Genomic DNA, 23,294 nt, shown 5'->3' with positions numbered 1-23,294 from the left:
TAAAATTGAAATATCAAACTATTTTACCCAAATATAGCGTACAGCCAAATTGATTTGATAAAATATTAGATGAGTTAATAAAATCTGTCGATGAGACAAGTTTAAAATACGTTCAAAAGAAAAATTAACACCCCAGTAAAATAACTGATTATCATTTATTTAAAATTCAACATTTACTTGAATAAATCAAAAAGATTAGAATCCATTGACTCTAATCCTTTCCTTAAATTTATTTTACTGTTATTGACTTCTATCAATTTATTCTACTATAAAACGTTTCACTACATTTAGATTACCATTTTCTAATCGAATAATGTAAACTCCCGAGTTTAGTTTTTCAATATTAACCTCTGCTTTATCTTTTTCCAAATTAGTAACTCTGCCCTTATCTAATATTCCTTCTATTAATATTCTACCGAGCATATCATTTACGATAAAAGAAAAGTTTGACAAATCCTTATTCGTGGTTGACAAAATTTTTAAAGAACTACCTTTTTTTATCGGGTTTGGTGCTATATTTAAAAATGTTAGTCCCTCTTCATACTCATCTCCCAAAATATCAATTCTGCTTCCAAAAATTATATTTCCTTTAAACTTACTTTCTAAACAAGATTTTTCGTAAATCTTTATATTTGAAAATGTAGAGTTATTTCCTGAACCTTCATCATTGTCATTTATAAAAACAATTTTATCTACTTTCCCTGTATAAGAATCTCCCACTGGAATAGCATAGGTTTTTGTACCTTGAGCAAAATTATTAAAATTAGTTACTCCGAAATTTTGGCGCCCAAAAATCTTGAAGTATTTATTTGGGGTTAAACCATTATCATTTTCAAAACCAATTCCGTGAATTTCTCCTTCTGAAGTACTATCAAATTCGAACTCAATTACAGTATTCGGTGTTATCGTATAGGGATAATTAATATACTTCCATGTGTTGTCCTTTAAAGTAATAGCATTTCCTTCAGGAGTAAGAGAAAAGTTTCCTATTTTGTCTTGATTTGAGAAAGAATTAATTTCATGTTCATTAAAATCTAATGATATACAATTACCTTTTGGTTTTGCTGTACTTTCAATAATACTAAAATTTCTATTTGAGATATCGAAAAAAACATGATCACTTCCTTTTACCATAACCCTATTTTTAGCTCCTAATAAATTTGGAATCAACACCTTACAAGATCCATCATTTAAAACTCCATTTGCTAATACAATTGGATATGTTTCTCCTCCATCAGTAGATAGTAAAATATCAACTGACTTAGCGTTAATTCCATTACTAGTTGTACCAGCAACACTCCATCTAATTACTTGTTCACTTCCTGCTGGATAACTAAGTTCAGTATTCGGCGAAGTTACTTTAAAAGGCCCTGCATCGGCATTCACAGTTATCTTCATATCATCACTATTGTTAGCTCCACCACCAATTCTATTATCCCTTACTGTTAATCTAAAGTTTAATTCTCTATTTACATTCGGTATCACCTCCCAAGTCGATTGTGTTTCTCCTTTTTTAATAATATCCATATGAGGAAAATATCTATAAGGTTTTCTTGTTGGAGCGTAAGATCTAAATGCAACACCTGAAGTCTTACTTGCATCTGGAAATGTATGTGCTGCGCCATTTTCATCAATCTGTTCCCAGCAATATGATAAAACATCTGAAGCATTAGCATCTGAAGCCATTCCTGTTAAAACAAACGGAGTCCCTTTTGGTATAATATAGTTTACTCCTGCACTAACTTCTGGAGCACTATTTCCTGTATTTATGTCTGTCTGGCAAGAAGTTGATTTTATATAATTTGTTATTTGTTCTATACTTGCCGCATGAAAATAAGAATCACTATGCGACTGTATATCAGTATCTAATGTAATCCCAGCATAACCCATTATCGTTGACCCACTCCCTGGTTCCATTTGTACATTACTTGGGTATTCTTCGTCAAAAGTAAAAGTATGAGTTCCTCCAAATTGGTGTCCAATTTCGTGCGCTACGTAATCTACATCAAAAACATCTCCTTCTGGAATTTGATGACAACTATAGGAACCTCCTTTCTTTCCGTCAACACAAACGCTAGCTACGTATGCCTGTCCATTTTGATATGCCATATGAAATAAATGTCCTATATCGTAGTTTGATTCACCAATTACCCCTGTTAATGTTATTTGAGTTTCGGTATTTAAATCTGCTGAATAAGGATCGTTATTCATATCTGTATAAATAACTGCATCTGTATTTGCTATGATCTCCATCGTAACATTAAATTCTGTTTCAAAAATTCCATTTACTCTTGTCATGGTAGCGTTGATAGCAGCCAAAGCCCCTTCCTTAGTACCCCCATGATATTTAGTATATTCTCCCGTAGTCGAAATAGCAATCCGATAAACTCTTAAAATACCATCATTCGCATTTCTTTTGAGATCTACTGTTTTTGTTGATTTTTTATTAATCTTTGGTTCAGTTGTACAGTTAAAACCTGTAAAGCTTTTTGGCTTATCTGATTTGGTAAAAACACTATAAATATGCTCTTTTTGAGAATAGCGCTCTATAAAAACGGTTGCTTTATCAACTCCCAAACGCATACTTTGAAGCCCTTTTGGAGAAATGCTAAAACGAATTCTGTCTCCTGAATCTTCTACATTTATTCCTGCATAAGACTTTATATTAGGATATTTAGCTGCTAGTTCTGGATGTAGCACAGAAGCTTCAAAAATTCTGTAATTTTCAAAGACACCCTTTGCATCAGGAAATGAAATTATTAAATCAGAAGATTTTGATGTAATTCTCCTCAAAGGTGCTTTTGTAAGGGCTTTTCTTAAGCTCTCAATGTCTAAACTAAAAATATTATTTATTGGTAATTTCTTATCAATAATATTTCTGCTTTTTATTTTTTTTGATGGAACAACTTTGTTCCAAAAATTGTTATTTTGAGATACCGAAGAAAGACTTGCCATCAGCAGCATGACAATAACTAAATTATTTTTCATTTTATAAAGGGTTGTCTTTTTAACTCAAAAAGCTTATTTTTTGCTATGATAATTGAAAATCATAACACTCTTAATACTTTTATAAAGTCTTCTTATTTTTTATTTCTATTCTATTTATTTTGAACTCACTTCTTTAGATCAACAAAATTCGTAATAAGTGAAATAATTTAAAACAATTAAACTGTTAATAAAGAGTTAAACATAAAAAAATATAGAGGAATCCAAAATTATCTGATTTAAAAAAACTTTTATTCTTTTAACTCAAAAATATTTTTTTGTATAAACCCTTGTTTTTAAAATTTTAATAAAGAGTATGAATTAGAAATTTTCAAACTTCTCATGTATTTAAAAAGGTCAGAATTGTACAATTCTGACCTTTCTAGGTTTAATAAAAATATAAAATTCAATTAATCGATAAGAAGATTAATTATTTATTATAAAACGCTTCGATGTATCTATAAAATCATTTTTCAACTTAATGATATACACACCTGGTTCTATGTTTTTTAGATACACTATAACATTATTTGATACTTTTTTATTCAATATTCCTTTCGTGATGAATTTACCATTTAGATCAAATATTTCATAAGGAGTATTGGACAAATCTTGATTAGTCCTTGATAAAACAGTTATGTACCCTCCTTTTTTAACAGGTGAAGGAGCTATTTCTATTAAAGATATCGACTCTTCGTTCTCGTCTCCAAGGATATCGACTCTATTTCCAAAAGTTATGGTTGCTTTTAGCTTACTTTCCTGACAAGACTTCTCATAAATTTTAACATTTGAAAATGTAGAATTATTCCCTAATCCCTTATCATTATCGTTTATAAAAACGATTTTATTCATTTTTCCAGTATATGAATCTCCTACCGGGATTAAAAAAGTTTTAGTTCCACGTACATAATTATTAAAATTAGCTACTCCATAATTCTGATTTCCAAAAACCTTAAAATATTTATTTGGTGTTAATCTATCATCATCTTCAAAACCTATTCCATGAACTTCTCCTTCTGATGTACTACTAAATTCAAATTCAATAACGGTATTTGCAGTAATAGTGTAAGGGTAATTAATGTACTTCCATGTATTATTTCTTAAGCTAATAGAGCTTCCATTAGATTGCAGAGAAAAATCTCCATCCTTATCTTGATTGGAAAAAGAATTAATTTTGTATTCATTAAAATCTAAAGATTCGCAACTTCCTTTAGGTTTTTCTGTTTCATCCCCCTCGACAACATTAAAACTTTCATCTGATACGTCAAAAAAGATATGGTTACTCCCTTTTACCATAATTTTATTTAATCTACCAATTGCTCTTGCAGGAATTACAACGCTATGAGAACCATTATTTGGAACATTTTTAGCCAAAGTATGTTCATATGTTCTACCATTATCATTTGATAACAAAATATCAACTGACTTGGCATTTATTCCATTATTTGTTGTTCCTGCAACATTCCAAGTTACTATTTGCTCGCTCCCTGAAGTATAAGTAACCTTTATGTTTTGTGAAGTTATTTTAAAAGGGCCTGCGTTTGCATTTACAGTTACTCTCATATCATCACTATTATTAGCTCCTCCGCCTTCTCTATTATCTCTTACTGTAAGTCTAAATTTATACTCTCTACTAACATCAGATAAACTTTCCCATGGACCAGCAGTAGCTCCACGATTAACCTGCTCCAAATCTGGAAAGTACCTAAATGTTTTTCTTGTTGGCGGAAATGATCTAAAAGCAACACCCATACGAGAATTTTTATTCGGGCTTATTGTTGCTGCGTTATCTTCATCAAACTGCTCCCAGCAATATGATAAGACATCTCTAGAATTGGCATCTGAAGCACTTCCTGTTAAAACAAACGGAGTCCCTTTTGGAATGGTATAATTTGGACCTGCTTCTACTCTAGGAACACTATTACCAGTATTTTTTTCTGTTTGACAAGAGGTTGACTTTACGTAATTTGTTATCTGTTCTATAGTTGCAGCATGGAAATATGGATCACTATTTTTTTGTATATCAGTATCTCCTGTAATTCCGGCATACCCCATTATCGTAGAACCACTCCCCGGCTCCATTTGTACATTTGTTCTTTCATTTCCGCCGAAGGTCCATGTATGGTTACCTCCAAATTGATGCCCTATTTCATGAGCTACAAAATCAACATCGAATTCTTCTCCTTCAGGCTTCTGATGGCTACTAAAAGCACTACCCTTTTGCCCATCAACGCAAACGCAACCTATACACCCAGCATTTCCATTTTTTCTTGCTTTATGAAATAAATGTCCTATATCATAATTAGATTCGCCAATAATACTTGTAAGCGTTGCTTGCAATTGTCCATTGAGTCTACCAGTACTATATGGATCATCAGATGCATCCGTGTAAATTACTCTTTCTGTGCCTGGCACTACAATCATAGTAACATTAAAATCAGTTTCATAAATGGCATTAACTCTTGTCATTGTATTATTGATAGACCATAGAGCCTCTCTTTTACTTCCATGGTAGTTGGTATATTCACCAGTAGCTGAAATAGCGATACGATAAGTTCTTAAAACACTATCATTCGCATTTTTATTTACATTTCCTGTTTTTTTGTTTTTCGTTTGAGTACTTGGATCGGTTGTACAATTCAACCCTCCAATACTTCTTGGTCTATCTGCTCTATCAAAAACTGCATAGGTTTGTTCTTGCTTTGAGTATGGTTCAATAAAAACGGTTGTTTTATCAACTCCTAAACGCATACTTTGCATTCCCGCAGGAGAAACGCTAAATCTAATTCTATCTCCTGAATCTGCTATATTTACTCCTGCGTACGACTTAGCTTCAGGATATTTAGCAGCTAATTCGGGATGTAATACAGAAGCTTCAAAAATTCTGTAATCTTCAAGTTTTCCTTTTTCATCTGGGAACGAGAGTACAAGATGAGAAGACCTTCCATTTACACCTCTGCTAGGAGCCTTCTTTAAAGTTTCCCTCAAGGCATTAATATCCAGACTAAAAATATTGTTTGTAGGTAGACTTTTGTTATTTACTGATTTTTTTATTGCTTTTTTTGATAGTGTAATTTTTTTCCAAAAATTTTTGTTCTGAGAGAACAAAGAAATACTTACCATAACCATGGCGATAAATAAATTATTTTTCATTTTCTAAAGGGTATTTTTTATTAAAAAATTAATAGTTTATAAAGTTTAAGTGTAGTCGTTATTTTCAGAAAATCTGTTATTTATAAAATTATCATTTTATAGTACAGAAAGTCTAAGTCATTAACATGACGGAATATAAAAGGGTTTTCATTCTAAAGGGGATTAAAATTTAAACTGAATCGTTTTTTACTATTTACTATAATGTATTCATTAAAAAATCTGTTTCTGTTTTTTTAATTATTATCATTTAGTAAATAGATGCTAAGTCATTAATAATGGAATATAAAAGAGTTTTCATTCTAAAGGGGATTAAAATTTAAACTGTGTCGTTTTTTATTATTTACTATAATGTATTCATTAAAAAATCTGTTTCTGTTTTTTTAATTACCATAATTTAGTAAATAGATACTAAGTCATTAATATAACGGAATATAAAAGGGTTTTCATTCTAAAGGGGATTAAAATTTAAACTGTGTCGTTTTTATTATTTATTATAATTTACTCATTAAAAAATCTGTTCCTGTTTTTTTAATTATCATAATTTAGTAAACAAACGCTAAGTCATTAATATAAAGAAATATAAAAGGGTTTTCATTCTAAAGGGGATTAAAATTTAAACTGTGTCGTTTTTATTATTTATTATAATTTACTCATTAAAAAATCTGTTCCTGTTTTTTTAATTATCATAATTTAGTAAACAAACGCTAAGTCATTAATATAAAGAAATATAAAAGGGTTTTCATTCTAAAGGGGATTAAAATTTAAACTGTGTCGTTTTTATTATTTACTATAATGTATTCATTAAAAAATCTGTTTCTGTTTTTTAATTATCATAATTTAGTAAATAGATACTAAGTCATTAATATAACGGAATATAAAAGGGTTTTCATTCTAAAGGGGATTAAAATTTAAACTAAATAATTATTATTATTTCTACTTATTAATTTTAACTTTTAAAACAGTCGTCCTTGTTTCTAAATAATCAATTGTAAACTATGGTGAATTCGAATCGCATTAATGTGATTTTAAACAGGAAAACAGTTTTTAAATATTTATTATATAAACAAAGCTCTCACTCTTAAAAGCCAACAATCAGGCCTTCTTTATAGAAAAAATTTCAGATGTGATAAGTACGATTTTATGCTTAGTAGAAGAAAGTAATTTTCTTTTTTTCATTTTCTGAGGGGTTTAAAGTTGATCAAATTTATATATATTTTTTTCTAATAATTGTTAACAAAAGGTTAATCATAAATGTAAAATATTCACTATTGTTAACCACACCTAGTATACAGCACCTTACATAAAAAAAAATTTTTTTGAAATTTTAGTATATCAAAAAAAGCCCTTGATCTCTGAAAAAAGTTTTTAAAAAATAGATAATAAACAGCGTAAAGTATTAGTATTTATTGGTATTGTAAGGTCTTTTTTTCTATTTAAAAGTTGATAAATGTTATTCTCATAGTTCTGGAAACAATTGTTTTTACAGTTTAAAATACCATTTTCTTTTCTACTTCTTTATAAAACAGATTAAACAAAATAGTCTAAATAAATTCGTATTTCAACGCAAATAGGTACATTGTACTTTATAGTAGCTTGAATTCTATCGTTTTTAATTTTTAAGTTAAAAGTTATTTAAAAAAGTTAAAAATTCATCTGAACGAGAAACAAAACCATAATCAGCTATGTAAGTAGATAAAAACAGTAAGATAAAACCTAAACTCATACCCTGATAGTATCTATTATCAATAAACACTAATAGTATTGCAAACAATATCATAAATACTGGATAAACAAATTTCATTAGAAACTTCCCTGCTTTATTATCATTTATATGTTTTATTCTTTCTTTTTCAATGGCTTCTGTTTTTTGTTTCTGATAAAGTAAAATACTTTGTTCAGCATGGTTAGGTCGACTGTATAATATATAACTTCCATAACCAATTAGAAGTAAAATCAGTAAACCTAACGGTATTAATGTTCCTTTTAATAATTCATTCTGACTCTGCAATATTCCGAAAAAGGCAAATAATAATAAAATTCCTATACCTATCATTATTCTACCTTGAATTACCTCACTCTTTACCCAATTATTTATATATTCTATAAAATCTAAATCCATCTATTTAAAATTAATTATAAAAATTTATCTTATGCATACTGATATTCTGCTTTTAAAAAGCGATTATTGTTTATGTGATTTCTCGAGTTGTTCTTCTCGTAAAATCCTTTAACATTATTTTTTCCAAAATTTCTTTTTTCAAGTTAAAAAACTAACAAATACTAATCAATCCTATAAACCTATATTTTTCTCTAAAAAAAATCTATTCTTAATATCTATTAACAGACTTTATAATACAGCAAAAATTTATATAAAGTAACTAAAATTTAATAATCTGACTACTTATGAATATTAACTCCATACCTACTTGAGATCAATTTAGAACTATTGTATTTTCAATAATTGTATGTAATTACATATTATAATAAAGAATCAATTACGAGAAAAAAGTAACTCATAAACAAACTAGCACTTAATAATTAGCACCGCATACATTATACTTTTTATGTAGAAATAAATTATTTAACCGTATTCATAATAAGTTTATCAAATACATTATCTCCAAAATATTTTCTAATAAACATCATTTGTTTTGCAAACTTTCCTGCAACATATCTATTTTTTGGTTTTGATGTATTAACAGCTTTACTAACCAAATCAGCAATTACTGAAGGAGGCGAAAGTTCTCCTGGTTTGTCATACATTCTTTTTGTAGCATTTGCCACGGTATTTGTCATCTCCTCATATGCAGTACCTTTTGCTCTTTTTACCAGAGGACCGGTCAATACATCTCCAAATTCTGTATGAATACCTCCAGGCTGAATAACAACAACATTGATATTGAATTGTTTTAATTCCAGTCTAAGACAATCAGACAAGCCTTCAAGAGCATGTTTCGTTGCATGGTACCATGATCCGAGCGGCGTATATATTCTTCCTCCCATTGATGACGTATTTATAATAGTACCACTGTTTTGCTTTCTCATATGAGGTAAAACAGCCTTTGTGATTTCCGATAAACCAAAAATATTTACTTCAAATTGTCTTTTAGCATCTTCAAGATCTACATTTTCAAGAGCACCGTAAACAGCATATCCTGCATTGTTAAATAATACATCAATTTTACCTTGTTCCTCAATCACCTGACTAACTACTGACTGAATTTGTTTTGGGTCTGTAATATCTAACTGTAAAGACTTTCCTCCTGCATGAAGTAAATCATTCATATTATCTAAACGTCTCGCAGCCCCGTATACTATATGTCCTTCTTTAATTAATTGTAATGCTGTTACCTTACCTATTCCTGAAGATGCTCCTGTTATTAGAATTACTTTTTTCATATTGTTTCGATTATTACTTTATATTGAACTATAAAGCAAAGTTATAATCATTTGCTTTTGACTTTGTGTTATTTTTATTGTTTCTATAATACTTTTTACTGATATTTTTTATTCTTTTAATTTCGTATTTTTAACAATTCGTTTTCCAATTCTTGTTTCGCATCAATTTCATTACTATTTAATGTTTTACCTATTAAATTATGTTCTTCATAAGGGTCAATCAATAAATCAAATAATTCTATATTCCCTTTTTTATTTTCAATCAATTTATAGGTTCCGTTACTAATAGTCCAAATTTCATCAATTTCGTTACTCATTTCAGAGTATTGAAATTTTCTAATATCAATATTATCTTTTAACAAGGATGTAAAACTCTTACTATCATAAATCACATCAACATTTATCCCTGATAATGATGCAATGGTTGCAAACAAGTCTGTCCCATTAATTAGATTATTGTCGACACCTTGACGATTAACTCCTGCGCCAGAAATGAACATTGGTGTATTAATTCCCCCTTGATATAAGCTTCCTTTTGCTTTATCATTTGTATAAGGAATTTGAGCTACTTGATTTGGTGTGCCATTATCTCCAATAAAAATAATAATTGTATTTTCTTTTACATCTTTTGAAATATTTTCTAATAATCTTCCTATCTGAAAATCCATTGCTTCAATTGCAGCCATATAGTATGGAATTGGGTCAATTCCTTGAATATATTCTGGTAAGTTTCCTTGTGAGTGCATTTCATTGGGAGGTATATGAAAAGGAGTATGTGGAGCTGTATATGCTAACCATAAAAACCATGGTTTTGTTTGATTATTTATCCAATCTTTAGCCAAAGTAGTAAGTTTTTTAGTTATATACTCATTTTCAACAGAAACAACTCCATCCTCTGAATAATTCCATGCAGAATAATCTCCTGTACCAGATAATAACCCAGCATAATAATCCATTCCTAGAACTTCTGGATTGAATGTTGTATTAACATTTCCTGCCAAATGCCATTTTCCTATTAAAGCTGTCTGATATTGATTATTGGTTTGCTCCTTAATGTAATGATGTAAAATTTCTTCCGTATTATTTAAGATATCTCCTGCCCATTTTACGCCTGTTCTGTAGCCATACTTACCTGTAATAATTGAAGATCTTGTTGGAGTACATGTAGGATAAACCCAAAAATTAGTAAAAGTTAATCCCGATTTTCTTATCGCATCAATATTAGGTGTAGCTGGCTTGATACTTCCCTCTGCATATCCATTTATTGCATCTTTGCCTAAATCATCAGCAATAATCAAAAGGATATTTGGAGGGTTTATTCCTGAATCAACAATATTTGTGTCTTCTTTAGAACAAGAAAATAGTAATATAAGAATCACAAATGTTACGCTTAATTTCTCTATCATTTTTTATTTCACTTTTTAACTTTATACTTTGACCTTTTTTTGTGAAAAAAGTTTAATTTGATTTTTTTTAAGTAAAAATAATATTCTTTTATATTAGAACAATAAATATTTTGAAGTTACTTAATGGTTTATACTTAATAAAAACTAGTAGTATTATCTATCATATTTTTCTTTATAAATACGTAAATTTGAATTTTATTAAGGATTCTGCGTATTAACCGAACTTTCTACTATCTATACCCATAACTTCATGAGAGAAGTTAATGCGCAGTTTTATCAATTTTTATAAAAATTTTCAAAACTTTTAAAATTCCATTTCCTACAAATTTATCTTCACAAAGAATTAACAAAAAATTAATTTTAAGATGTTTTTTTGAATAAGCCAAAAAAAAACACCTTAAAAATATCTCATACTGTAATAATTTCATCTTTTCTGTTAAATCATTACGTAAAGTTACATAATGATGAATTTTGTAGATGGAAAATGGACTGTTTTTTTATTTTTACAGAGAATTTATTTAACCCCTAAAATAATTTAAATGCCAATAGAAAATATTCCTGAAATATATATTGAAAAAGCCACCGATTTAAAAGACTTATTCGTATATGATTTAAAAATGCAACATAATATCGTTAAAACAAAAGTAACTCTAACGAGACATATGTTTAGTTTTTTGCAGACAGGTGAGAAACAAGTAAATCTAGCGGAAGATTCCATAAAAATTAATAATAGTCAATCATTACTTATAAAAAAAGGAAATTGTATTTGGAGTGAACTCATAGATAAGGAAAAAGAAAATTATTACTGTAAGTTATTATTTTTCTCTGAAAAAAGATTACAAGACTTTTTAAATAAACATGTGAATTCAACTTCAGAAAAAGAAATTACACCTTCACACTTTGTTATAAGAAATGACTCTTATATAGACACCTATCTGAATTCACTATCAACAATTATGACTGCTCCTCCGTTATTTATAGGAAATTTACTATCTGTTAAATTTGAAGAGTTACTACTATACCTGTTAAATAAATATAAAAAGCCATTTGAAGCTTACTTACATTCGCTTGTAAACGAAGATATATCTCCTTTTAAAAAAGTAATCAATCAAAATATACACTCCAATTTGGCTTTAGAAGAGATTGCTTTTTTATGTAATATGAGCTTGTCGACTTTTAAAAGACGGTTTGTTAAAGAATATGGGTGCTCTCCAGGAAGGTGGTTTAAAGAAAAACGTTTATTAAAAGTAAAAGAGCTATTATCTGACGAAAACACAACTCCATCAGACATTTATCTTGATTTTGGTTATAATAACTTATCAAACTTTAGTATTGCTTTTAAAAAACGTTTTGGGATAAATCCTTCAGAGATCTAATTTGACCTTTATTCATAAGCATTTTTAGCGATGAAAGAATATTTTTGGAGCTATAACAATCTTAAAAAATATTTACTATGTGCAAAAATCACGGCGTAACTTATGTAGGCCAAGGACAAGTAGAAGTGAAAGAAATAAACTACCCTAAATTAGCTTTGGGTGACAGAAAATGCGAACATGGAGTTATATTAAAAGTAGTTTCAACAAACATATGTGGTTCAGATCAACATATGGTAAGAGGTAGAACAACTGCTTCACCTGGTCTAATTTTAGGACACGAAATAACTGGTGAAGTTATCGAATGCGGAAATGATGTTGAATTCATTAGAAAAGGAGATTTAGTTTCTGTACCTTTTAATATTGCTTGCGGACGATGTAGAAACTGTAAACAAGGATTAACGGGCATCTGTTTAAACGTAAATTCTGAAAGACCCGGAGCAGCATACGGCTACGTAGATATGGGCGGATGGCTAGGAGGTCAATCAGAATATGTTATGGTTCCGTATGCAGATTTTAATCTATTAAAGTTTCCTAATAAGGATCATGCTATGGAAAAAATAAAAGACCTGACAATGCTCTCAGATATTCTGCCAACAGGATTTCATGGAGCAGTTACAGCAGGGGTTCAAGCAGGTTCAATTGTATACATTGCTGGTGCTGGTCCAGTTGGCTTAGCAGCAGCTGCTAGTTGTCAATTGTTAGGTGCAGCAGTTGTTATTATTGGAGATTTAAATGAAGAACGATTAGCGCATGCAAGAACTTTTGGATGTGAAACTATTAATCTTGCAAATGGCATTCCAATAGAAGAGCAAATAGCTATGATCGTAGGTATTCCTGAAGTAGACTGTTTCATAGACTGTGTTGGTTTCGAAGCTGTTAGTCATAGTGGAAAATCTTTTGAAGAAAAACCTGCTGTTGTTCTTAATCAGGCTATGGCAATAACAAGGGCTGGCGGTCAAATAGGAATTCCAGGACTATATGTTACTGAAGATCCTGGAGCTAAAGCTAATGAAGCAAAACAAGGAAGTCTAAAAATCCGATTTGGTTTAGGTTGGGCTAAATCGCATTCTTTTCATACAGGGCAATGTCCGGTAATGAAATATCATAGACAATTGATGAACGCTATTTTATATGATAGAATTGATATTGCTAAGGCGGTTAATGTAGAGGTGATAAGTTTAAAGGATGCTCCAAAAGGATATGCTGAATTTGATAAAGGAGTGGCCAAAAAATTTGTAATTGATCCTCATGGGTTAATAGCTTAACAAAAATGAGCTTTTTTCATAACCAAATGAACTTTTAAACAAAATACGAACTTAAATATATTTGTAAATTTGCATCAGAAGTTAAAAATAATTAAAATAAATAAAAATGAGTATTACATTAAAACAAGCTGAAGAAATGATTTCAGCAGCTAAAAATAAATCTGTAGAATTAGATACAAAAATGAATATTGCAATTGTTGATGCAGGCGCAAATTTGGTAGCTTTTGCTCGTATGGATGGAGCTTGGTTAGGTTCATTAGATATTTCTATTAAAAAAGCTAAAACAGCACGTTTCTTTGATATGAATACTGGAGTTATTGGTGAATTATCACAACCAGGTGGTTCTTTATACAATATCGAGCATTCAAATAACGGATTAATTACATTTCCCGGAGGAGTACCTGTAAAAGATGCCAACGGTAATGTTATTGGTGCAATCGGAGTTAGTGGAAGCACAGTAGAAAATGATCATACGGTAGCAGAAGCAGGTGCTTTAGCAATTTAAGAAAAATACAAGTAGCATTAAGAACACAAGTTTAGAGGTATTATATGATACTTCTAAACTTGTTTCTTTTTAACCTTAAAAAAAGAAATCTTCAAAGATCAGCTCTCTTTCAGAAAATTAAAAAAGTTTTTCTTCATTGAAAAATAGAATTCTATAATTAACAATTATCTGACAGTAAAACTTTTACTGTTTTAAAAAAACTCAGTAGTTGTAAATTCATAACTGTAACTTAGTTAACTAAAATACTTTAAGTTTTTTGAAATACTTTTTAAATAGACAGAAACATTGCAACAATATTTATAATTCTCGCTGAAATTAAAACTTAATTGACGCACTCTCTTAACTCTTTTGAAGCTTTAAATTTCACTACCTTGTGTGCTGGTATTGAAATTTTTTCTCCTGTTCTCGGGTTTCTTCCTTCTGTTGCTTTTCTGTCTGCAACACACCAAGTTCCAAGCCCTCCTATCCTAACCTCTGCCCCCTTGTTTAAATTTTCTTTTAATCCATCGATAAAAGAATCTAAAGCCAACGAGGCTGTTTGTTTTGAAATATCGGCTTTAGACGCTATTTGATCTATTAATTCTGATTTGTTCATAAGTTTGGTTTATTTAAAATTATATTACAAATTAAAAAAATAAACATAAAAAACAAATCATCATTCAATTTTCTTAAAACTACAAAACAAAAAGTTTTGCTTGGTTTCAAAGGGTGTTATATGGTCTTCAGTAAAGCAATTTAACCTCTCAAAATCATCTTCTATTTCTATTAATAAGTTTTGTTCACTGTATTGTACAATATCTAATCCACTACATTTTAATGGACCTTTTTCTGAAAATACTCCTATCACAATATGCCCCTTAACATATTTTTTTAATAGCTCTAAATAATTATTTATTTCTGGTTGTTCTCTCAAAAAATGAAATGTTGCTCTATCATGCCAAATGTCATAACTGGTTTCTGGCTCAAAACTTACGATATCACTAACGATCCAATTTACTTCTTTTGCTTTTACACCAAGACGATTTTTGGCTTTTTCAATTGCCTTTGATGAAATATCAAGTACAGTAATATTTGTATAACCATCTTCTAGTAAAAAATCAACAAGAAGGCTATCCCCTCCCCCAATATCAATTATTTTAATATTTTTATTGTATCCAAATGATTTTATAAAGTTTAGTGATGTTGTAGGTATAGGCTGAGTCCAACTTACTTGATCTGATGTTTTGGTCTTATAAACCTTATCCCAATGTGTTTTTTTATCAAATTTCATTTTTTAAATATTTGTCATGCAAAAAACTAATAATTAGTAAAGCTTTGCAATACTATAGAAGTATTTTATATCAAAAAAATTATCTATTAGATTTAATTCTAATTAAATTATCAATTTCGTTTTTATTACCTTGACAAAGCCCCTAATTAGTTCAACCTTTATACTTTTTATTATAGCTGTAAGTTTTAATAATGCTCGCTTTACTTTATTTTATTCCGACCTCATTGAGGCAATCCAACACGATGCAGTATTTTAAACTTTATATTTATTATGTTTTTTTGATGTTATTTGTTAAAAATCAATAAACTAAGTAAATAAATTCAGAAATTAATAACCTTAATAAGAACTATCTTTAAATAAAGAATTTACAATTCAACAACACTATACTTTTTATAGTGCTAAACTGAATTCTTGTTTTATATTTGTAATGACAATAAAAAATAATAGCTTAAATTATATTAAAATGCTAAAGTTTAAAGGAAACGAATATCCATGTTGCGCAAGTTTAACGATGGGAATTATAGGAGGTAAGTGGAAAACAGTTATTTTATTTCATTTAATGAATAACAAATTAAGATATAATGAAATAAGAAAGCTTATGCCTACAGTGACTGAAAGAACGCTAAGTTTACAGCTAAAGTCTCTTGAAAAAGATAATTTAATAAACAGAACAGTTCATACAACTAAACCGCCCTTAAAAGTTACCTATTCATTAACCAACTTTGGAAAAACTCTGATCCCTATAATAAAATCTATTGCTGATTGGGGAGATTTTGTTGCAGAAAAATATGGTGATCAACTTCCTGCTAAACAACATAATTAAATATTACCAAACCAATAATAAATACTTATGAAGAATTATTTAAACTTATTTTTAATAAATAAGAAAAACTGTCTTGAAAAATAATTTCATTGACAGATAGTTTTTCTTATTTATTAAAATTTTACTTTAGTTGTTCTAAAATTCTTTGAGGTAATTCTTCATTACATATTTCTCCCCCATCAACTATTGAGGCAATGTCTCCTACTGAATCAATAACTCTCAATTGAATTAATGCCATATACTCTCCTGGTTTTATTTCACTTAAATTTTGTATAAAATCTAAAAGCTTATTAAATAACTCCATCCATTTAATCAATGCATTACCATCGTTATGAAGCATATCTTCTTTTAAGTCTATCATTTGTTGACAAAAGCTCGTTAATTTAGTTTTATTCGCTTTTGAAATACTTTGATTTCCTTTGATTCCTTTCTTTGCCATAGTTGCTCTATTTGGTAAAGCGTTAATTTTAGCTGAAAGTCCATTGACTTTAAGTTCTTTACTCTTATCCTCGTTTTTAGACTTTTTATTTACCTCTTCTACCTCTCCGGATTCTACTTTTTTATAAGCAATTTTACATTCCTCTAAAGTATCTTCAAGTGTTTCAATTAAATCAGGAATTTCAACATCAGGTAATTTTTCAACCATTTTTATATTTGCTATTAAAGCTTGAAATTTTTCACTTACATTATACCATGTATTTGATAATTCTGGTGATTCTTCAAGGTTTTCATAGCCTTTATTATCAGAAGCTTCTATCATAGAGTTAGCATATAATAAAAGTTCATTTAGATACTCTCTAGGTTCTTTATCAATATTAGTTATCATAATTTTTATTCTTTTTATTTCTCATTGTTCTCATTTTTTTTAACCTAAGTAGATTTCGTTTAAAAAAGGAGGCAAAAGTAAGTCTATTTTTTATTTTATACTGAGAGAACCTAAGTTCTATCTTATAATTTAACACTACCTTTAGAAAAATAAATTACAGAGTCTATTTTCTTAAACTCAATAAATACAATATTGAATGCATAATTAAAAATCAAAACAATGCAAATCACTAGAAACTAATTTTACAAAAAACATCAGGATATAAATAAATAGTCTAAGAAGTTTTATAAATAAAAAACTAATAATTTTATTTACTATTAATTCCTTTTAACTATAAACCCCTATACCACCTCTATACTTTTGTAACCTCTTATTTTTTCTTATCAAAAGAGAATAAAATAAGTATTAATTCTAGCCAAATATAGAATATTAATCATATAAAAAATATCCAAGAATATCCTACAAAGATTTATAGAACTCATAAATAAATTATAGAGAACGCTAATTGATAAATAAACAATATCAATCTATTTAAAAAGTAGATCATTAGTTATTTTGTGAAATTGTAAACCGCCTAATTCTGTTTATCATAAATACACCTATCTTTTTCTCTTTTACTTTTTATTAAACAACTAGTAAAACAACTATTTTTTAATAAGTTGATTACTATCTTATTTGACTAATTAAAAAATGACTAACAACACATTAAGATTCTAAAAATCAATTAATAAGTAAATAATAATTAAGTACTTTCTATTTATTCTTCTTTTTTACCTATATTTGTTTTGATTACTAGTTACCCACTTTTGGGATGATTAGAGTTTATATTGATCTTAAATACGCTGCGTGTTAACCAAACTTTACTACGAAAGAAATGAATTGATGCGCAGTTTTTATTTTTTCAAAAAATCATGTTTTTAACTTCAATTCAGAAAATACATACCCACTAAACTACTCCACTTTCTAAAATTGAAAATACTTGTTTATCTGAATCAATTTCCGCTTTTACCCCTATTGGTATTGTAAATGTTGGACACGTATGCCCAAAGTCCATTCCTGTAATTATTGGCAAGTCAATTAGCCCCTCTTCATCATGTATTACTTGTAATAAAATTGCATCATAGTCTTTCCAATATAAATCATCATAAGGTCTTGCCATGATTAATCCTTTGATATTTTTTAAAATTCCTGAAGCTGCATAATTTCGCATTATCCACTTAAAATTAACAGGAGTCATTTTTGCTTCGGATGTTTCTATAAACATTATTTTTTCTTTCCAATCAGCAGGTTTTACCCAAAAATCTGTATCTTTCATAAACTCCATAACTTCTAAGCACCCTCCTAATAAAACTCCTTTTACCTTACCAGTTCCTTGAAGAAAACGCCATCCTTTTGATTTTTCTAACTTTCTTTTTATAAATTGATTTTTATCATCCTTCCATTCAAGTCTTTCTGAAGTCCAACCATTTAAATTAGGTTTTATTTCATAAATCTTTTTGCTTGAAAAAAGAGTTCGTTTTATATCGCTCACTTGATATTGATGCATCCCTCCGTTTTCAGCAAAACCAACTAAAGTTGATGTTCCATAAAAAGATGTAACTCCTGCTTTATAAAAACAAAAGTGAGTTACTGTTGAATCTGAAAAACCTAGAAATATTTTTGGATTGCTTCTTATTAATTCCAAATCAATAAATGGTAATGTTCGAATACTATCTTCCCCCCCAATATTTGAAATTATTGCTTTGATACTTTTATCTTCAAGAGCTTCCATTAAATCAAGTGCTCTAGCTTGAGGGTTTTCATAAATCCATTCTGATGGTTTTAATGCATTTGTTGTTTCAACTACTTTCAAACCAAAAATATTTTCTAATTGCTTCTTCCCTTCAGCATATCTTTTTGGAATATCTCCCGCCCCTCCCCAAGAAAGTGAAATTGTAGCAACCTTATCTCCTCTTTTTAATTTCTTTGGCTTTATCATTTTTTTATTCTTTTCAAATAGGCTAAAATTATAACTTAGTATCATTTTTTAACAAAAATAAAAATTTTATAACACTAAACTTATAGCATAAAAAGTCATCAATCAAATATGTTTTTCATTTAAACAAAAATCTTTTTCAATGATACTTTTAATAATTCATAGTTTGAATATTTGAATTATATCCAAAAGAGATTTTACACAGTGGGGTTCCCCTGATTAAATTAGTATTAATACAGTGTGTGTTTTTCAGCATTAACACTTGTTTTATTTAAAATTATTATTGTTTAATTTTAGTTATTCAAGAATAATAATCCTGCGTATTAATCAAACTTTCTAACTACCTATACCCAACCACTTCATGAAAATAAATTAATGCGCAGTTTTTCTATGATCCTTTTTTGTAGGTAAATAAATCTGCTACACTTTATATTCTCAAATACATATTTTCATTGGCTATTAAAAAAATTCAGTTACATAGGTAAAATGTATAAAAGATAAAGTAGTGTTTAAATTAGTTTTGCTGCCAAAATAAAAATAATGATAAAAAAATTAAATTACTTTCTATTACTCTTTTCTGTGTTAACTTCATGTGAAAAAACCAATGAAAATTTGAAAAATATCGATGAAACTACATACTTGAATAGTTATAAAAGATGTGGACATCAAGAAAACATAGATAAAAATATAGAAAATACAACTGAATATAACAACCACCTAAATAAAATAAAAGCTCTGGAAAAACAAACCAAAAATTTAACTAGTAATTTTGAAAAAAAAAATAAAACCAATTTACCAATTATAAAGGTTCCTATCATTTTTCATATTGTAAGAAGCGGAAAAATGCCTTTAATTTCAAAAGCATTAATCCGATCACAAATAGATGCTTTAAACGCTGCTTACAATCCCGAAAAACTTAATAAATCAAATATTCCATTATTTTTCAAAGATTTAATGGCGAATCCAAGAATTGAATTTTTCACTGATAGAGTTATATACAAAGAATCTGACGTTACTGAGTGGTATAAAATAGATGAGTTTATAAAAAATTCTAAAAAAGGAGGTTCTGATATTATTGATCCAAAAAAATACTTAAATGTATATGTATGTAATACAATATATGGATCAAATACTAATAACCCTATTTTAGGATATGCATGGAGCCCATATAAAACCAGAAGTTCTAATGATGGGGTTGTTGTTTCATACAGAGCTTTTGGTCGCCACAATCTAAATAACGAATATAATCAAGGTAAAACTTTAGTCCATGAAATAGGTCATTATTTAAATTTATCTCATATCTGGGGACCTACCAATAAAAAAGGTGCAACTTATTGTCGTCTTGGAGACCGCGTAAAAGATACTCCCAATGCTGCAAGCCCTAACTTTGGTTGTCCTACATACCCTGTTGTAAAAGATATTATTTGCAGAACTGGAAATATTGAAGAAAAGTCTAAAACTAATGAAATGTTTATGAATTACATGGACTATGTTGACGATTCTTGCATGCACATGTTTACTTTTGGTCAAGTAGCTAGAATGAGAGCTACTTTTATGCCTGGAGGAGGAAGAGATCGTCTAATAAAATAAAAAAATAAGCCCTAAATATTTTGTACCTATATTGCTTCATTGACCTTTAATGAAGCAATATTAATTTTATTACATAACTTAATCAATTACATAACTAACTTTAGGTATAATAATCTTATAAAAAATACCGCTACGGTTTAAAAAATTAGTCATCATATAGAATTATTTTACATTCATATATACAAATTGGAAGAACCTCCGTCTCTTAATAAATTTCGAATACAGAATATCTACGATCTTTTTTATTTTGAATGCACAAAAAAACAAAAAGGATAAATACCGTTATTTTTTAAAACGTTTGTTAGTTAATAATAAATATTTTACCCCTTAGCTTTTAAAAAAAAATTAAAATAGTTGCTATTTTTTGTCAGTGTAATAAGTGTTTCTGTGGGCAATTACTTATCAAAATACTATAAAATTACTTTTACTACATGTTATGAATACGATTCAAAATAAAATCATTTTTTAAATAAAATTGAGCTTTAATAATAAATATTGATCACAAGAAACAAAATAGCTTTGCCCTCAAAATACAAATAATGACAAAAAAAAATCTATTTCACATTCTATTACTTTTAACTTCATTAGTATCATGCGAAAAAACAAGCAATCAATTTGAGAATACAAATGAAGACCCTTATGCATATATCCAAAGAAGTTGCGGATATGAAGAAATCACAGATCAAGACTTAATAGTCAAAAACAAAGGGCAAGCAGAAAAAATAAAGCATCTTGAAAAACAAACGGAAATTTTAACAGGGCAATTTAATAAGTCAAATAATAAAGACCTACCCGTTATAAAAGTCCCAATTATATTTCATATTGTGAGAAGTGGAGATATGCCTAAAATTTCTAAAGAAATAATACAATCCCAAATTAACGCCTTAAACGATGCCTATAACCCCAAAAAGCTAGATAAATCAAATATTCCAGATGAATTTAAAGATTTAATGGCAAATCCTAAAATTGAATTTTTTACTCATAAGATTATAAATAAAGAGTCTAATATTATTAATTGGCACAAAACAGAAGAGCTTATAAAAAATCCAAAAGAAGGATCTAAAATTATTGAACCCAAAAAGTACTTAAATGTATATGTATGCAATACTATTTATGGAACAAATAGTGACAATCCTATTTTAGGATATGCCTGGAACCCATACAAAACAAGAGATTCTAATGACGGTGTTGTCGTTACATATAAAGCATTTGGACGTCATAATTTTAAAAACGACTATACTCAAGGTAAAACATTAGTACATGAAATTGGTCATTATTTAAACTTATCTCATATCTGGGGACCTAACGATAAAAAAAGCGGAGCAACATACTGTCAATTGGGTGATGGCGTAGATGATACTCCAAATGCCTCTAACCCCAATTATGATTGTCCATCATATCCCTTGATAAAAGATATCGTTTGTAAAATTAGCGGTAAAGAGGAAGTATACCAAACAAGTTTAATGTTCATGAATTACATGGATTATGTAAATGATGAATGCATGCATATGTTTACTTTTGGGCAAGTAGAAAGAATGAGAGCTACCTTCAAGCCTGGAGGAGGTAGGGATCGTTTAATAAAATAAAAAATAACAATAATTTTTCGAATTAATACATTTTTTTGATTCAAAAAATGATTAAGATTAAATTAATATTATTTTCAAAAAATAAATACATAAATGATTAACGAAAGAATTCCTACCGGAACAAAAGTAAACTTTATTGCGGCTAGCTACAAAGAAACTAACTTTAAATTAACGGTTGCAAATGTTAGACAAAAGAACAATGAGGATATTGGCGGAATTTTACCAGAGGATGGTCAGATTAGTGAAAGTGTCGAAAATAAAGGAAATCTAAAAGGTAAAACGAAACATAGCTCTTGGAATAAAAAGGCGACAATGATAGATAGTCACGCTATACCAAGAAGCCTTGTTTGTGGAGGCGCTTCAGGGAGTCGTTTTTTTATCTCTGAAGAAACTATCGCTAGCCAATTATTTATCTACAAGGATAAAGAAGTTAGTGAAACAGTAATTCCAAACTCAGGTTTTACGATTAGATACACTAATAAAGTATTCAAATCAGATGGAACTCTTGTTAAAGCGCTTGGAAAAATACCAGTAGAAATTGGAATGTACTGTATTTTGGAAATTCAGAAAAGTCCAAGTAAAGTAAAAGTGAATAAACAAGAGTCAGAAGCAGGGACAGGTGGTACTGAAGTTATACGTTGGAAAATTGAGCAACCCGATACTGGTACTTTAGCATGGAAAGTGACTGAAATTAAACCAGTTGAAACTACGTAAAATCAAAAAACAAGGAGTTTTATTTTTTCCTCTTAGAATAGAATAAAACTTGTTTGATAAACAAAATCAGAAGAATTCTTAACTGAGCTCTTCTGATTTTAAGGACATAGTCTTATTGACTATTTTTGATATCATAGCTACTGTAAATAAAAATTTAATGATCGTTTTATAAGGTATAGTTCTAGACTAAAATAGTTTAGGAAATTTTTAATTTTAAAACGATAGTATAAAAGATAAATAAATTTTTAAATTTCTGTAAAAGTGTGTTGCCAGCCATCTATTTTTAAAACAAACAATCTCTTTCAATAAAAATTAGCTATTCATTCTTGTTTTAAAGTTAAAGCTTATGTATTTACTTAAAATTAACATCTAAAAGCAATTATGCTAAAATGGTAGTCAAGTTATAATGAAAATAAATATA

Annotated in this window: 16 protein-coding genes; 7 read left to right on the top strand and 9 right to left on the bottom strand. The window is 28.7% G+C overall.

All coding sequences use genetic code 11. The features are described from left to right. Positions 1–258: 258 nt before the first annotated feature. From ACSIGE_RS12805 to ACSIGE_RS12785, 5 genes are all read right to left on the bottom strand, one after another. Positions 259–2,988, bottom strand: a complete 2,730-nt coding sequence (locus ACSIGE_RS12805; RefSeq protein WP_440880266.1) for a reprolysin-like metallopeptidase — start codon at positions 2,986–2,988, stop codon at positions 259–261. 423 nt (positions 2,989–3,411) lie between these two features. Beyond that, entirely contained in the window at positions 3,412–6,138 is a 2,727-nt protein-coding gene (locus tag ACSIGE_RS12800) for a reprolysin-like metallopeptidase (RefSeq protein WP_440880265.1), read from the bottom strand. Between the two features lie 1,621 nt (positions 6,139–7,759). Next, on the bottom strand, positions 7,760–8,257 hold the full coding sequence (locus ACSIGE_RS12795; protein ID WP_440880264.1) for a hypothetical protein: 498 nt from the start codon (positions 8,255–8,257) through the stop codon (positions 7,760–7,762). A 458-nt stretch (positions 8,258–8,715) separates the two neighbouring features. Continuing rightward, positions 8,716–9,537 (bottom strand): oxidoreductase, encoded by an 822-nt coding sequence (locus ACSIGE_RS12790; RefSeq protein WP_440880263.1) that lies wholly within the window; start codon positions 9,535–9,537, stop codon positions 8,716–8,718. Between the two features lie 116 nt (positions 9,538–9,653). Next, positions 9,654–10,943, bottom strand: coding sequence for a sulfatase-like hydrolase/transferase (locus ACSIGE_RS12785; protein WP_440880262.1), 1,290 nt, complete (start codon positions 10,941–10,943; stop codon positions 9,654–9,656). A 539-nt stretch (positions 10,944–11,482) separates the two neighbouring features. Here ACSIGE_RS12785 and ACSIGE_RS12780 point away from each other — a divergent pair. The 3 genes from ACSIGE_RS12780 (at position 11,483) to ACSIGE_RS12770 (ending at position 14,089) form a co-directional block, all read left to right on the top strand. Continuing rightward, a complete protein-coding gene (locus ACSIGE_RS12780) occupies positions 11,483–12,319 on the top strand; it encodes a helix-turn-helix domain-containing protein (RefSeq protein WP_440880261.1) in 837 nt (278 codons plus the stop codon). A gap of 77 nt (positions 12,320–12,396) precedes the next feature. Next, a complete protein-coding gene (fdhA, locus tag ACSIGE_RS12775) occupies positions 12,397–13,584 on the top strand; it encodes a formaldehyde dehydrogenase, glutathione-independent (protein ID WP_440880260.1) in 1,188 nt (395 codons plus the stop codon). Positions 13,585–13,690: 106 nt separating this feature from the next. Next, positions 13,691–14,089: a GlcG/HbpS family heme-binding protein gene (locus ACSIGE_RS12770; RefSeq protein ID WP_440880259.1), complete on the top strand. Its 399-nt coding sequence runs from the start codon at positions 13,691–13,693 to the stop codon at positions 14,087–14,089. 322 nt (positions 14,090–14,411) lie between these two features. Here the strand turns inward: ACSIGE_RS12770 and ACSIGE_RS12765 are convergent, their stop codons facing one another. Beyond that, positions 14,412–14,684: an HU family DNA-binding protein gene (locus tag ACSIGE_RS12765; RefSeq protein WP_440880258.1), complete on the bottom strand. Its 273-nt coding sequence runs from the start codon at positions 14,682–14,684 to the stop codon at positions 14,412–14,414. A gap of 60 nt (positions 14,685–14,744) precedes the next feature. Further along, entirely contained in the window at positions 14,745–15,359 is a 615-nt protein-coding gene (locus tag ACSIGE_RS12760) for a class I SAM-dependent methyltransferase (protein WP_440880257.1), read from the bottom strand. A 463-nt stretch (positions 15,360–15,822) separates the two neighbouring features. Here ACSIGE_RS12760 and ACSIGE_RS12755 point away from each other — a divergent pair, with 463 nt between their 5' ends. Continuing rightward, positions 15,823–16,182, top strand: a complete 360-nt coding sequence (locus ACSIGE_RS12755) for a winged helix-turn-helix transcriptional regulator (RefSeq protein ID WP_440880256.1) — start codon at positions 15,823–15,825, stop codon at positions 16,180–16,182. Positions 16,183–16,303: 121 nt separating this feature from the next. Here the strand turns inward: ACSIGE_RS12755 and ACSIGE_RS12750 are convergent, their stop codons facing one another. Together ACSIGE_RS12750 and ACSIGE_RS12745 are read right to left on the bottom strand one after the other, a co-directional pair. Further along, positions 16,304–17,008 carry a hypothetical protein gene (locus tag ACSIGE_RS12750; RefSeq protein ID WP_440880255.1) on the bottom strand — a complete coding sequence of 235 codons (705 nt, stop codon included), beginning with the start codon at positions 17,006–17,008 and terminating at the stop codon, positions 16,304–16,306. Between the two features lie 946 nt (positions 17,009–17,954). Further along, complete coding sequence (locus ACSIGE_RS12745) at positions 17,955–18,986, bottom strand: S66 family peptidase (RefSeq protein WP_440880254.1); 1,032 nt, start codon at positions 18,984–18,986, stop codon at positions 17,955–17,957. A 537-nt stretch (positions 18,987–19,523) separates the two neighbouring features. Here ACSIGE_RS12745 and ACSIGE_RS12740 point away from each other — a divergent pair. From ACSIGE_RS12740 to ACSIGE_RS12730, 3 genes are all read left to right on the top strand, one after another. Then, positions 19,524–20,573, top strand: coding sequence for a zinc metalloprotease (locus ACSIGE_RS12740; protein WP_440880253.1), 1,050 nt, complete (start codon positions 19,524–19,526; stop codon positions 20,571–20,573). A gap of 539 nt (positions 20,574–21,112) precedes the next feature. After that, on the top strand, positions 21,113–22,159 hold the full coding sequence (locus tag ACSIGE_RS12735) for a M43 family zinc metalloprotease (protein WP_440880252.1): 1,047 nt from the start codon (positions 21,113–21,115) through the stop codon (positions 22,157–22,159). A gap of 93 nt (positions 22,160–22,252) precedes the next feature. Continuing rightward, the gene (locus tag ACSIGE_RS12730; RefSeq protein WP_440880251.1) at positions 22,253–22,873 is read left to right on the top strand and encodes a hypothetical protein; all 621 of its coding nucleotides are present in this window, start codon (positions 22,253–22,255) and stop codon (positions 22,871–22,873) included. Positions 22,874–23,294 lie beyond the last annotated feature (421 nt).

The organism is Tenacibaculum profundi (genome assembly GCF_052050075.1).
In the GTDB taxonomy this organism is placed as follows: domain Bacteria; phylum Bacteroidota; class Bacteroidia; order Flavobacteriales; family Flavobacteriaceae; genus Polaribacter.
This window is presented reverse-complemented; position numbering and strand designations above follow the sequence as displayed.

What these genes read in the sequence shown, in the direction of transcription:
- ACSIGE_RS12780 (WP_440880261.1), top strand. Translation starts at nt 11,483, where the DNA reads ATGCCAATAGAAAATATTCCTGAAATATATATTGAAAAAGCCACCGAT.
- ACSIGE_RS12760 (WP_440880257.1), bottom strand. Translation starts at nt 15,359, where the DNA reads ATGAAATTTGATAAAAAAACACATTGGGATAAGGTTTATAAGACCAAA.
- ACSIGE_RS12805 (WP_440880266.1), bottom strand. Translation starts at nt 2,988, where the DNA reads ATGAAAAATAATTTAGTTATTGTCATGCTGCTGATGGCAAGTCTTTCT.
- ACSIGE_RS12785 (WP_440880262.1), bottom strand. Translation starts at nt 10,943, where the DNA reads ATGATAGAGAAATTAAGCGTAACATTTGTGATTCTTATATTACTATTT.
- ACSIGE_RS12770 (WP_440880259.1), top strand. Translation starts at nt 13,691, where the DNA reads ATGAGTATTACATTAAAACAAGCTGAAGAAATGATTTCAGCAGCTAAA.
- ACSIGE_RS12735 (WP_440880252.1), top strand. Translation starts at nt 21,113, where the DNA reads ATGACAAAAAAAAATCTATTTCACATTCTATTACTTTTAACTTCATTA.
- ACSIGE_RS12730 (WP_440880251.1), top strand. Translation starts at nt 22,253, where the DNA reads ATGATTAACGAAAGAATTCCTACCGGAACAAAAGTAAACTTTATTGCG.
- ACSIGE_RS12800 (WP_440880265.1), bottom strand. Translation starts at nt 6,138, where the DNA reads ATGAAAAATAATTTATTTATCGCCATGGTTATGGTAAGTATTTCTTTG.
- ACSIGE_RS12740 (WP_440880253.1), top strand. Translation starts at nt 19,524, where the DNA reads ATGATAAAAAAATTAAATTACTTTCTATTACTCTTTTCTGTGTTAACT.
- ACSIGE_RS12755 (WP_440880256.1), top strand. Translation starts at nt 15,823, where the DNA reads ATGCTAAAGTTTAAAGGAAACGAATATCCATGTTGCGCAAGTTTAACG.
- ACSIGE_RS12745 (WP_440880254.1), bottom strand. Translation starts at nt 18,986, where the DNA reads ATGATAAAGCCAAAGAAATTAAAAAGAGGAGATAAGGTTGCTACAATT.
- ACSIGE_RS12795 (WP_440880264.1), bottom strand. Translation starts at nt 8,257, where the DNA reads ATGGATTTAGATTTTATAGAATATATAAATAATTGGGTAAAGAGTGAG.
- fdhA (WP_440880260.1), top strand. Translation starts at nt 12,397, where the DNA reads ATGTGCAAAAATCACGGCGTAACTTATGTAGGCCAAGGACAAGTAGAA.
- ACSIGE_RS12765 (WP_440880258.1), bottom strand. Translation starts at nt 14,684, where the DNA reads ATGAACAAATCAGAATTAATAGATCAAATAGCGTCTAAAGCCGATATT.
- ACSIGE_RS12750 (WP_440880255.1), bottom strand. Translation starts at nt 17,008, where the DNA reads ATGATAACTAATATTGATAAAGAACCTAGAGAGTATCTAAATGAACTT.
- ACSIGE_RS12790 (WP_440880263.1), bottom strand. Translation starts at nt 9,537, where the DNA reads ATGAAAAAAGTAATTCTAATAACAGGAGCATCTTCAGGAATAGGTAAG.